12 protein-coding genes are annotated in these 12,582 nt (G+C 43.6%); 9 read left to right on the top strand and 3 right to left on the bottom strand.

The features are described from left to right. Position 1: 1 nt before the first annotated feature. Genes ccsA through ACMH5P_RS06500 form a run of 3 tightly spaced genes read left to right on the top strand, consistent with a single transcriptional unit; the run spans position 2 to position 4,090 of the window. Positions 2 to 2,548, top strand: a complete 2,547-nt coding sequence (gene ccsA, locus ACMH5P_RS06490) for a cytochrome c biogenesis protein CcsA (RefSeq protein ID WP_459493532.1) — start codon at positions 2 to 4, stop codon at positions 2,546 to 2,548. Further along, positions 2,545 to 2,766: a hypothetical protein gene (locus tag ACMH5P_RS06495; protein ID WP_459493533.1), complete on the top strand. Its 222-nt coding sequence runs from the start codon at positions 2,545 to 2,547 to the stop codon at positions 2,764 to 2,766. Before ccsA ends, ACMH5P_RS06495 begins: the two co-directional genes overlap by 4 nt. A gap of 1 nt (position 2,767) precedes the next feature. Further along, positions 2,768 to 4,090, top strand: coding sequence for a hemolysin family protein (locus ACMH5P_RS06500; RefSeq protein WP_459493534.1), 1,323 nt, complete (start codon positions 2,768 to 2,770; stop codon positions 4,088 to 4,090). Here ACMH5P_RS06500 and ACMH5P_RS06505 read toward each other — a convergent pair. Both ACMH5P_RS06505 and ACMH5P_RS06510 read right to left on the bottom strand, forming a co-directional pair. Beyond that, positions 4,074 to 5,183 (bottom strand): chorismate-binding protein, encoded by a 1,110-nt coding sequence (locus tag ACMH5P_RS06505; RefSeq protein ID WP_459493535.1) that lies wholly within the window; start codon positions 5,181 to 5,183, stop codon positions 4,074 to 4,076. The two genes, ACMH5P_RS06500 and ACMH5P_RS06505, sit on opposite strands and share 17 nt — an antisense overlap. Then, positions 5,183 to 5,605: a hotdog fold thioesterase gene (locus ACMH5P_RS06510; protein WP_459493536.1), complete on the bottom strand. Its 423-nt coding sequence runs from the start codon at positions 5,603 to 5,605 to the stop codon at positions 5,183 to 5,185. Before ACMH5P_RS06510 ends, ACMH5P_RS06505 begins: the two co-directional genes overlap by 1 nt. 69 nt (positions 5,606 to 5,674) lie before the next feature. Here ACMH5P_RS06510 and ACMH5P_RS06515 point away from each other — a divergent pair, with 69 nt between their 5' ends. The 3 genes from ACMH5P_RS06515 to ACMH5P_RS06525 are packed head-to-tail and all read left to right on the top strand — an operon-like array spanning position 5,675 to position 8,100. Continuing rightward, positions 5,675 to 6,316 carry a histidine phosphatase family protein gene (locus ACMH5P_RS06515; RefSeq protein ID WP_459493537.1) on the top strand — a complete coding sequence of 214 codons (642 nt, stop codon included), beginning with the start codon at positions 5,675 to 5,677 and terminating at the stop codon, positions 6,314 to 6,316. 3 nt (positions 6,317 to 6,319) lie between these two features. Further along, a complete protein-coding gene (locus ACMH5P_RS06520; protein WP_459493538.1) occupies positions 6,320 to 7,363 on the top strand; it encodes a sensor histidine kinase in 1,044 nt (347 codons plus the stop codon). 8 nt (positions 7,364 to 7,371) lie between these two features. Then, a complete protein-coding gene (locus tag ACMH5P_RS06525; RefSeq protein WP_459493539.1) occupies positions 7,372 to 8,100 on the top strand; it encodes a LytR/AlgR family response regulator transcription factor in 729 nt (242 codons plus the stop codon). Here the strand turns inward: ACMH5P_RS06525 and ACMH5P_RS06530 are convergent. Next, a complete protein-coding gene (locus ACMH5P_RS06530; protein ID WP_459493540.1) occupies positions 8,097 to 9,149 on the bottom strand; it encodes an AI-2E family transporter in 1,053 nt (350 codons plus the stop codon). The two genes, ACMH5P_RS06525 and ACMH5P_RS06530, sit on opposite strands and share 4 nt — an antisense overlap. Positions 9,150 to 9,248: 99 nt before the next feature. Here ACMH5P_RS06530 and ACMH5P_RS06535 point away from each other — a divergent pair, with 99 nt between their 5' ends. From ACMH5P_RS06535 to ACMH5P_RS06545, 3 genes are all read left to right on the top strand, one after another. Then, the gene (locus ACMH5P_RS06535) at positions 9,249 to 9,944 is read left to right on the top strand and encodes a response regulator transcription factor (protein WP_459493541.1); all 696 of its coding nucleotides are present in this window, start codon (positions 9,249 to 9,251) and stop codon (positions 9,942 to 9,944) included. A 76-nt stretch (positions 9,945 to 10,020) separates the two neighbouring features. Next, positions 10,021 to 11,478, top strand: a complete 1,458-nt coding sequence (locus ACMH5P_RS06540; RefSeq protein WP_459493542.1) for a glycoside hydrolase family 10 protein — start codon at positions 10,021 to 10,023, stop codon at positions 11,476 to 11,478. 2 nt (positions 11,479 to 11,480) lie between these two features. Continuing rightward, positions 11,481 to 12,533: a 2Fe-2S iron-sulfur cluster-binding protein gene (locus tag ACMH5P_RS06545; RefSeq protein ID WP_459493543.1), complete on the top strand. Its 1,053-nt coding sequence runs from the start codon at positions 11,481 to 11,483 to the stop codon at positions 12,531 to 12,533. Positions 12,534 to 12,582 lie beyond the last annotated feature (49 nt).

Consider the following 12,582-nt stretch of genomic DNA (forward strand, 5'->3'; position numbering starts at 1 on the left):
TATGATACACGAAACCATTGGTCAAGTAGGGCATGCGCTCATTATCGTTTCCTTTGTAACGGCATTATTGGCAACCTATGCCTATTACCGTTCAAGCCAAACTGCCGAGTTAGCCAATGATTGGCGACAAGCCGCACGCACCTTGTTTTTCTTGCACCTTGCGGCGGTCATTGCAGTTGCGACGACCTTATACATTATCATTTACAACCATTATTTCGAATACCACTACGCCTTCACACATGCCTCCAAAGCACTTCCAATTGCTTACATCGTGTCGTGTTTTTGGGAGGGCCAAGAGGGTAGTTTCCTGTTATGGATTTTCTGGCAAGCCCTACTCGGTGTCTTGTTGATGTTCCGAAACCCCAAATGGGAAAGTCCGGTTATGACCATTTTTGCCTTGGTGCAAACCTTTTTAACATCGATGATCTTAGGGATTATCATCCCGGGAATTGAATTAAAAATTGGCTCGTCTCCTTTCTTGCTTTTGCGGGAGGCACAGCCGGATTTGCCGGTTTGGAGCATGCAGCCCAACTTCATTCCGAAGGATGGACGAGGCCTAAATCCATTATTACAAAACTATTGGATGGTAATCCACCCACCTACCTTATTCTTAGGTTTTGCCTTAACCCTTGTTCCATTTGCCTTTTTAATGGCTGGACTTTGGAAAAAGCAATTAACGGAGTGGATTAGCCCAGCCCTACCTTGGTCGCTTTTTGGGGCGGGCGTATTGGGAGTCGGCATTATGATGGGTGCCTATTGGGCCTATGAAACCCTAAACTTTGGAGGCTATTGGAACTGGGATCCCGTGGAAAATGCATCCTTCGTACCTTGGCTCGTATGGATTGGTGGTATCCACACGATGATTGCCTACCGCAATTCGAGTTCTGCCTTGAAAACCTCGATCATCTTGGTGATAACTACCTTCATCTTGGTTCTCTATTCCACGTTCTTAAACCGTTCAGGGATACTCGGAAACGCGTCAGTTCACTCCTTCACGGACCTAGGTTTATCTGGACAATTGTTGCTTTACATGGGCACTTTTTTAGTAGGTGCCATCGCATTAGCTTGGTATCGCTGGAAAGATTTACCAACAGATGAAAAGGAACTCGGTATCTATTCCCGCGAATTCTGGATTTTTGTTGGAGCATCTGTGTTAGGCCTATCCGCATTTCAATTGACCTTTACCACCTCTATCCCTGTTTACAACAAAATCGCGGAGGCTTTTGGCATGGTTTCAAACATCGCTTTGCCGGCCGACCAGGTGGAGCATTACAGTAAAATTCAAATTTGGATTTTTATTGGGGTAGCGATTTTAAGTGCCATTGGCCAATATGTTTGGTGGGGAAAAATCAAAGATAAAAACCAATGGAAAGCACTCTGGAATTCCGTTTTGGTCGCGACTTTGTTGACAGTACTCTTCGTTAATCTGGGGAAAATCTTCACATTCTCTTACATCATTTTGTTATGGTCAGGATTGTTTGCTGTCTATGCAAACGGAAGTATCCTTTGGTTCTTAGCGAGACAGAAAGTCTCCATCGCAGGTGGTGCCCTATCCCACGTCGGCTTAGCTGTCATGCTAATCGGAATTTTATTCTCATCAGGCTACTCCAAGGTTGTTTCTTTGAATCGTTCGGGATTTGCGATATCCAATAAGGTGGAGCAGTTCACGAAAGACAACAACAAAGAAAATAAGGAAAATCTACCGCTTTGGCTTGGCCAAGGTGCGCAAATGCAAGATTACTTAGTGACTTACAAAGGCCGTAAAATTGCGCTTCGTGGAAAACCCGGCTATTACAATAAAAAGGATTTTGAAATCATTGAGGGGGATTTCCATGCCGTCGCGCTAAAAGATGTGGTCGTAAATGGTGAGTCCATCGCGAAGAAAGGGGATACGGTTACCGTGGAACCGGAAAACAATTACTATGAATTAGAATTCAAAAACGCGGAAGGAAAAGCAGTATCACTCTTCCCTCGCTGGCAAGTTAACCCAAAAATGGGAACAGCCATTTCGCCCGATATCAAACATGCCTTTAGCCATGATATTTACACCTATGTTTCGCTGGATCCTCGTTTAGCAGCCGAAGCTGGAGAGGAGAAGCAATGGAGTCAAACGGTAAATTCGACCGTGATGGTCGGGGATACCTTATTCTTAAATGATTTTGTCGCTGTCCTGAAAGAGGTGAGTCGGATTACCCAAGTAGAAGGGTTTCAGTTAGGGGCGAATGATGCGGCGGTACAGGCCAACTTCCTTGTGCTCGGAAAGAATGATCAACGATTCGAATTAAAGCCCACTTTCATCATCAAAGATGGTATGGTTGCTATGCCTGCTTTTGAGAGTGAGGAAACAGGAATTAAGATCAAATTCACGACGATTAATCCCAAAACACAACAATTCAGTTTTGCGGTTAACACGACACAGCAAGATTTAATTATTATCAAGGCTTTGGAAAAACCCTATATAAATTTGGTTTGGATTGGATCAATCCTGATATTTATTGGTCTTTTCATCGCAACCTACCGTCGATCGGAAAAACGCCTAGCATCATGAGTACCAAAGAAAAGTTAAGTTTATTTGTTGCCATCGGCTTCCTAATCATTTGGATTGTCGACCTAAATTCGCCCACACCACCGGAAATTCAAGGTCAATTTTGGCAAGAAATTAACTACCATTACAGTTGGCTTATGTTTGCCGTCGGATGTCTTTTTTACTACCAATTTGCCCGTAACGAGCGATTAAACAAAGAAGACAAGAACAAAAAGAATTAACATGGACGACCCCGAACATATAATTACGAGTGCCGAAATCATTGGAATTGTTACGTCCATGGTTTTCTCTGCCTTTTTCTCCGGCGTAGAAATGGCTTTTGTTTCCTCGAACAAATTGTACTTCGAGTTAAAGGCCAAGCAAGATATCCTTAGTGCAAAAATTATCTCCCATTTCAACAAGACGCCATCGCGTTTCATTGGGACGATGCTCATTGGTAATACCCTCTCCCTTGTGGCTTATGGCATTTTCATGGAGGAATATTTGCACCATTTGATATTGGGATACATCCCCTTGATGAATGAATTATTCGCGCGCTTATTGGCCTCGGTGGTTGCAACCATTCTGATTTTGACGACGTCCGAATTCACGCCAAAAAGTATTTTCTTAATTAATCCAGACGCGATTTTAGAGTTTTTGGCCATCCCTATATGGATAATCAATACCTTGATGTTCCCGCTTGTTTGGGTGACGGTAGGCCTGTCCAAATGGTTTATCACCAAAGTATTACGCCTTACCTATTCCGAGGAAAAACCAGCCTTCGGACTAACCGATCTAAATCATTACTTGCAAAATCTAAATCGGAAAATTTCCACCGAGGAAGAGAACGAAGTAGACACCAAAATTTTCCACAATGCATTGGAATTTAAGCAGGTCAAGGTGCGTGATTGCATGATTCCTCGGACTGAAATTACTGCCGTAGAATTGGAAGAAGGAATCGAAGGCTTAACCAAAACCTTCATTGAAAGTGGGCATTCCAAAGTCTTGGTTTACAAGGAGAGCCTAGAAGAAGTTATTGGCTATTGCCACTCGTTAGCGCTGTTTAAAAAACCAAAAGATTTACAATCCATCTTGACTCCCATCCCCATTGTTCCAGAAGCCATGGCGGCCAACGACTTAATGATTAAATTTTCCAAGGAACGTAAATCCTTGGCCATCGTCGTTGACGAATTTGGGAGCACCTCGGGATTAGTCAGCATGGAGGACGTGATGGAACAAATTTTTGGAGAGATACAAGATGAATACGATGACTCCGAAGATTGGATTGAAAAGCAAATCGATGAGCATACCTTTATTTTATCAGGTCGCCATGAGATCGACTACCTCAACGAAAAATATGCCTGGAATTTACCAGAAGGGGATTATGAAACCCTCGGAGGGATGTTGATCAGTTTATATGAAGATATCCCCGAGGTGAATGAGACTATCATTCTAAGCCCCTTTCAATTCCAAATTCTGACGACCACGGACGCACGAATTGATACCATCAAAGTGGTTATTACAGGCCAAATCACGCAAAAAGAAGAGCTTAAAGGGAAGCATTAATCACGCGTTGTAGCGTCTGGCATTTCATTTGCGTTTCTTGCCATTCTTTTAAAGGATCTGAATCCTCCGTAATGCCACAGCCGGCGTAATAGCGCGCGATATTTCCATGTAGTTGGACCGTCCGAAGATTAACAAATAAATGTGTCGCCTCCTCTAAATTAATGGGACCGAGGTAGCCACTGTACAACAATCGTTCATGCTTCTCGGTTTGCAAAATCCAATCCAAAGCTGCCTCCTTCGGTGTGCCGCATACGGCCGAGGTAGGATGTAAGAGATTAAGCATTTGGGTAATTAAGCCCGGATAAAGATACTTCCGCGTATCGACCGAATATTCCGTTTTCAGATGCATCAGATTTCCTGCCAATACCGTTTTAGGGCCATTTTCATAATATTCCCGCAAACGAATCCGCTTGAAGCAATCAATGATATACCGGCTCACATAAGCCTGCTCCTCGATTTCTTTTTGAGACCACCGAGCCTCCGAAGGTGATAATTTATTTCCATCGGCATCTAGTCCCGACTGTGTTCCGGCTAACGAAATCGTTCTAAAAATGCCGTGTACATCTTGTGAAACAAGTGTTTCGGGCGTTGCACACAACCAGATATCCTTTAATGCCGGGACATAAATCGCTGCAACGAATGCACTCGGATAATTCAAACAAAGTTGATCGAAGGAATGAAGCAAATCGAAATGGGGAATCAATTCATGTTCATCCACACGCGACAAAACGACTTTTTGAAAATCTCCCGCCTCAATTTTTTTCACGGAACGGGCTACCTGTTCCATGAATTCGGACCTTTTTTCAAGATCTTCTGTTGGCCGGAAAACACTTGGTGCCGTAATCTTCTCAGACGACACATTTTTGGAAATGAGATGGCTAGCTTTCAGAAAATAAGGCTGCCCGATAAATGGCCCAACGAGGAACCCGGCCCCTAAATTTTCCAATTCGTGGGCGTCCACTACTTGGCCGCCACTGAGGTCCTGCAACAAGAATTGTTGGTCTTGATTCGGCAAACGCCACATGGCAAGACCATGGCCATCCGCCTGAGCTCTATTCCAAATCCCTGACCAATCTAATTCCGCTCCTATCATTAATCAATTTTCAATATCGCAACAGTTAAACGACTCGCGCAGACTAATTGTTCGGCCTCGTCATGAATTTTAATTTCATATACATGCAAGGTCTTTCCGATGCGTAGGGGAACACAGGTCGCGATGACATAACCACCGCGGGCCGACTTTAAGTGATTGGCATTGATTTCGACACCTACTCCTTTATATTGATCCATATTGGGCACAGCCAATAATGAGGCGATACTTCCGATAGATTCCGCTAATACGACTGAAGCACCCCCGTGAAGAAGACCAAAAGGTTGTTTTGTCCGCTGGTCTACAGGCATTTTTGCCTTGATGTATTCGGCGGTAATTTCCGTAAACTCAATACCCAGGTGACCAAGCATGTTACCTTGGCTCATGGCATTGATGTCGTCGATGCTTATGGAAGTATTAAACATATATTTGTATTTTTGTGCAGCAAAAATCGCAATTATTTAGCGAATTCAATCTCAATCCAACCAATTTATATGCATCGCATCAAAGACATTTACCTAATTCGCCACGGAGAAACCGATTACAATCGCATGGGGGTGGTACAAGGAAGTGGCATCGATGCGGATTTGAATGAATTGGGGCGCCAACAAGCTGCTGCGTTCTTTGCGCACTACCAAGAACTTCCCATAAATAAAATCTACACCTCTGCACTAAAACGCACCCATCAATCGGTACAAGGATTTATTGACAAAGGTCTTCCTTGGGAACAACACGCTGGGCTCAATGAGATTTCATGGGGGATACGTGAAGGGCGTACTCCCAACAACGAAGATGATCAGTATTACCGAAATCTCGTGCGTACTTGGCGCAATGGAGACGTTCATGTTCCTTCGGAAGAAGGCGAAAGCCCCATGGATGTACTTGAGAAACAGAAACCGGTAGTTGAATTAATGCTAACCAGACGCGAGGAACGTCATATTTTAATTGCTATGCATGGGCGTGCCATGCGCGTTTTATTAACACATTTATTCGAAAAACCGCTTCATGAAATGGATAGCTTTGGACACCAAAACCTCTGCCTTTACCATTTACAATACGATTACACATTAGGAAAATTTATCGCGTTAAAAGAAAACCATACGGAACACCTTGCGGGTTTACCGGATTCCATGTAAACGATGAGACGAAAACGCCTGTATTGGACATTGCAATTTGTCGGCTGGTTCTCATGGGCACTTAATGAGGCCTTGTTATACACCAACCAATATGGCTGGAAATGGGCCTGGCTATTCTCGTCGATGGCAAATATTACATTGGCAATTTTTTTGACGCACCAATACCGAGGGATAACTAAACGCTATCGATGGCAGGATTTAAGCCTCTGGCGGATGCTGCAATTCAATTTTTTGGCCTTGATTATCATGGCATTACTATTGATGGGACTCAATATTCCCTTGGATTACATATTTCTTCAAGAAACGTATGACGTGAGTCTGAGTCCATTTATTGTCATTCAAATCTTTTTTAATTTCCTGAAGCCATTGGCCATTTGGGGATTGATTTATTTTTTCTTCCAATACTCCAACAAGCGATTGGAAATGGAACGGGAAAATGACAAACTTGAACGAGCTATTTTGGAAACAGAAGGTAAGGTCCTGCGGGCTCAAATGAATCCACACTTCGTATTTAATGCCCTCAATAGCGTACGGGCATTAATTACCGAGGACCCACAAAAAGCGAAAAAGGGGATCAATCAATTATCGAAATTGCTTCGAAGTTCATTACTGACCGAACGCAAAAAAACCATTGCGTTGTCGGAAGAACTCGATACCATCACCGATTATTTAGCCTTAGAAAAGATTCGATACGAAGATCGTTTGGAATGGACCATCAAAATCGACCCATCTTGTCAGAAGGCACAGATTCCACCCATGTTATTACAAACGCTGGTGGAGAATGGTATTAAGCACGGAATATCCAAGTCCGTCAAAGGGGGGATAATCGAAATAACTGCGGAAAAGCAAGAGGAACGCGTGTACATTCGTGTGATAAATCCGGGGCACCTGAAGACTACTAAAGAGCCAACCGAAGGCCTTGGTTTGATTAACTCCCAAAATCGATTGAGTTTGTTATATGGAGAAACCGCTCAAATCGATCTTCAACCATTAAACAAAAATCAAGTCTGTGCATCCGTGACATTGCCTTATCTTGAGGAAATTTAATTGCATTTATGAAAGCCATCATTGTAGACGACGAGCGTTTAGCACGGAATGAACTCAAACGCTTATTGGAAAATTTTCCACATATTGAGGTTATTGCTGAAGCTGCGAACACGGATGAAGCCGCTACGCTATTGGAGAGCCTTCAGCCAGATGTCTTATTCTTGGATATCCAAATGCCTGGGAAAACCGGATTTGAGTGGCTGGAAACCTGGGATGGCTACTTACCGGAGGTGATTTTCACAACAGCTTTTGATGAATATGCTTTGAAGGCATTTGAGGTAAATGCCTTGGATTATGTTTTGAAACCGATTGAATTAGCACGCCTCAGTGAGAGTATTCAAAAGCTGGAGAAGAGAACGGTCCAACAAGTCAAGGTATCCCAGACGCCTCATCATGTATTGGGTGCGCAAGACCAGATTTTTGTGAAAGACGGGGAACGTTGTTGGTTCGTCCGTTTGGACCGTGTACGTCTTTGCGAATCCATGGGAAATTATGTTCGATTATTTTTTGATGACCAAAAGCCCTTGGTACTAAAATCGTTAAATGCATTAGAGGAACGCCTGGATCCGAAGGTATTCTTCCGAGCGAACCGGAAGCACATCATCAACTTAAATTTTATTGACAAAATTGAACCTTGGTTCTCCGGAGGCTTGCAGGTAACCTTATCAGGGAAAGGGGAAAAAATCGAAATTTCGAGACGTCAATCCATACGTTTCAAAGAGCTTCTCTCCCTTTAATTCCGCTTGGGAGCCTCTCCCAATAAGAATCCATAGGCTTCCAGTGCGGGAACATGATCAAAAATCACTTTGAGAATCGCCGTTAAGGGTAAGGCTAAGACTAGACCGGGTATTCCCCAGATCATCTCACCGATCAATAAAGCAAGCATAGCCACCATGGGATTGATACTTACCTTCGATCCGATAACCAAAGGTGTGATAAAATTCGCCTCCACGAACTGAACGACAGCCACCCAAACCATCACGCCGAGCGCATAATTGGGTCCTAAAGAGGCTAATGTCAAAACAATGGGGATGGCTGCCCCAATCCAAATTCCGATGTAAGGAATCAATAAAAGAATACCCGTTAAGCAGCCAAAAAACAAATAATACTCAACTCCGATCCACCAGAATCCCGCGCAACAAAGTATAGCAACGATTAGCATGACAGCAAGCAAACCCACCAAATAACTTTGAACAACCGTACCGGTCTTCTGCATAATTCCCCGTAAAACTTTGGGCTCCGTCGTTGGAAAAACCTTCGTTAAAAAATCCGCAAAAAACTGGCGGTAATACAGAAAGAAGAAGACAAAAATAGGTACAACAATCATTGTCGTAAGCCCATGCAAAACGGTACCAAAGGTAGTCGAAATAATTGTCCCTGAATTTTTCAAGAGATTAATGGTCTGGTTACTAAACTCCACCATTTGTTTCTTGCGCGAGATATTCAAATTTTGAGAAAGAAAACTCTGTAGGCCCGCTAGCCACTTTTCCGACTTCTTAATAAACAAGGGCCAGTCATTCGCAAATTCGGCTATTTGGCCTATGAGAAGAAGAAGAATTAACCCCAAAACCACAAACATGATTAAGAGGCAAATCGTAATGGCCAACGAGCGCGCCATCCCCTTCGATTCCAACCAGCTACACATCGGCAAAACCAACATGGCTAATATCATTGAAAAGGAGAGAATGATCAAAAGGTCCTGCAAAAGATAAAGCCCTAATACCACCAAGGCAATGCTAATTAAAACGGCCGCTAAACGCAAAGGGTAAGGAGTATCTTTGTACATTGTTGAAAATTATAAAGTCAAATTACGGAAAATTTAACAATTTCGTAATTTAGGCCTATCTATCTTTGCTGCATCACAAAAATCCAACGGGGGAAAACCATGAGCAAAACGCTACAACAAGCGAAAATATTATTGGTCGATGACGATCCGGATATTCTTGAGCTACTGGAATATAATTTAGCGAAAGAGAATTATCAATTGGCAAAAGCCCTTGATGGAAAGGAAGCCCTTGAAATCGCGCAGACTTTCAAACCTGCCCTAATTATTATGGATGTGATGATGCCCATCATGGATGGCATCGAAACGGCACGCAAAATGAAAAGCATGCCCGAATTCAAAAATACGATCATCTTATTTTTAACAGCACGCGGCGAGGAATTCACCGAGGTTGCTGCTTTCGACGCAGGAGCGCATGATTACATCATCAAGCCGATTAAACCGCGAGCTTTAGTTAGTCGGATTAATGCGCTACTCAAGCGTGAGACGAACGAAGAGAATCAAGAAATTATAGAAATTGGTGGCTTAGTCATCAACCGTACGCAATATGCAGCGACCTTCGAAGGCCGCGCCTTGATTCTTCCCAAAAAAGAATTCGAACTCCTATCCTACCTCGCAAAAAATCCCAATAAGGTTTTTAACCGGGATGAATTATTGGAAAAAGTATGGGGATCAGACGTTTACGTTGTCGAGCGTACCGTGGACGTACATATCCGCAAACTCCGCGAAAAAATCCCCGAATACTACATCAAAACCTTAAAGGGAGTCGGCTATTTATTCTCCATTGAGAAGGCTTAAAAATCATTGTTTTTAGGTAAATTGCGGCTTTATGAGAAGTCGGCAGGTTCTTTTTTGTTTATTCCTTTGTTTTTCAATGGTTGCTCAATCACCCAAACGCGAATTGCGCGGTGTATGGGTTGCCACCGTCCAAAACATCGATTGGCCCAGTGCACGGAACTACAATGCCTATACCCAGCAAAAAGAATTCATTGACCTTCTTGATTCACATCAAAAAACGGGCATAAATGCGCTTTTCGTGCAAGTCCGTACAGCTGCAGATGCCTTTTATGCGAAAGGCGAAGAACCCTGGTCGGCCTACCTATCCGGCATTCAAGGCCAAGCACCCAAACCAAGTTACGACCCCTTAGCCTTCATGATTGAAGAATCCCATGCGCGAGGTATGGAATTTCATGCTTGGTTAAATATGAACCGTGGGAGCATGTCGACGAAAAATATTTTGAGTGCGAATAACATCGTCCGACTTCATCCCGAGTGGATGGTGGTTTACAACAACCAGCATCTCTTTAATTTTGGCATTCCTGCTGTACGGCAATACATCACCAAAATTGTTATGAATATCGTGCAAGAATATGATGTCGATGGTATTCATTTTGATGACTATTTTTACCCTTATCCCGTCAAAAATGGCCATTTCGATGACGATGAGGCCTATGAAAAATATAAATTTCCGAATGAAAGCTTAGCCGATTGGCGCAGAAGAAACATCAATTTGCTGGTGGAGGAAATTTCAAAGACCATCAAATCGGTTAACCCGCGCGTTAAATTCGGCATCAGCCCATTTGGTATTTGGCGACATAAAAGTTCAGATCCGGAGTATGGCTCCCCAACTAGAAATGGCTTACAGTCCTATGACGACCTCTTTGCAGATACCGAAAAATGGACGAAAGCAGGCTGGTTAGATTATTTAGCTCCCCAGTTGTATTGGGGTACGACACACAAGGTGGCTACTTTCGCTCCATTAGCGAATTGGTGGAGTGAGCATGGATACGGAAGACCGATCTACATCGGACATGCGGCTTACCACCTGACCGACCAATGGAATTCGAATGAACTAGCGAAACAATTGAGCATAGCACGGGGTTTAGGACAGGTGAAAGGATCTATTTATTTTAGCTCGAGCCAACTGACGAAAAACATCAAAGGCTGGCGAGATAGTCTACGAACGACACATTACAAACATGTGGCGCTTGTTCCTACTATGCCGTGGCTAGATAGCATTCCACCCACTGCGCCGCATAAGGTTAGCCTTCAAAAGCAGTTGGGAAAATGGACCATGCGCTGGCAAGCCGGCGAACCGAGCCTGGATAAAGATCCTCCAGCCTATTACGTGGTTTATAAAATCCGACGGAGCGAAGGGCTTCGAGGGCTAGAAAACCCCGCGAATATTATTTATAAAGGACAAAAAAACGAATACATCATCGATCCATCAGAATTGCAAACGGGCTATGGCTTTGTCGTAACAGCCTTTGACCGATTGCATAATGAATCCCCGGCGGGGACCATCCAATGGATCGTACCAAATACTCCCTAATTATGAGCTTACGATTTTTACATTTGACCGTAAAGGACATTACCGAAGAAACGCAGGATACGAAAACCATCCATTTTTGGCATCCCATTCACGACACCCTGCATTATGCTGCCGGCCAATTTTTGACGGTAATACCAAACATAGCTGGGGAGAAACCGAGACGGAGTTATTCATTGTCCTCTTCACCGGCGACCGACATGTCCCCGGCCATCACCGTGAAGCGCATTCCAGGTGGACTCGTATCCAATTTCCTTTGCGATAACATCAAGGTGGGTGACAGCGTAGAGGTCATCGAACCAATGGGAAACTTTGTCATTGAGCCCGATGCCGATGCCTCAAAAAATTACGTGTTCATTGGTGCAGGATCCGGCGTAACTCCCCTGATGTCGATGATTAAGACATTGCTAAACCGTGAGCCTAAATCAAAAATTCATTTGATTTATGGGTCTCGCCATGAAGATCAAATTATCTTCAAAAAGCAATTGGATGCACTTGAAACGGAATTTTCGACTCGTTTAACGGTCCTACACGTCATCAGCCAACCCGCTGCGAATTGGCCAGGATTAAAAGGGCGAATCAACCAAGCATCAACTGTCTATTATTTAAAACAAGAGTTGGGTATCGAGATTGCGAAGGCGCATTACTATTTATGTGGTCCACTCGAAATGATGGAAGAGGTACAAAAAGCCTTGGCCATTTTTGAGGTTCCATCCACACAAATACACAAGGAATTATTCAATACGGCACCGGCCGTTGAAACTGCTGAGTCCGACAACGATATCGCGCGAGAAATCACCTTGGTTTTTGAAGGAAAATCGCATCAAATTACGGTCCAACCACACGAAACGATTTTAGAGGCAGCCTTGGTGGCAGACCTAGATATTCCTTATTCCTGTCAAGCAGGTATGTGCACGGCTTGCATGGGACTATGTAAATCAGGAACAGTGGTGATGGATGAAGAAGATGGCTTAACTGCTGGAGAGATTCAAAAAGGATATATCCTTACTTGCGTCGCCCATCCGAAAAGCGATGGGGTGGTGATTGACCTAGATTAAATTATCAGTTTTAAGGGGCGTAAGCCCCTTTTTTCATACTACCTTTGGC

It is taken from the genome of Aquirufa sp. 5-AUSEE-100C1 (assembly GCF_054558655.1).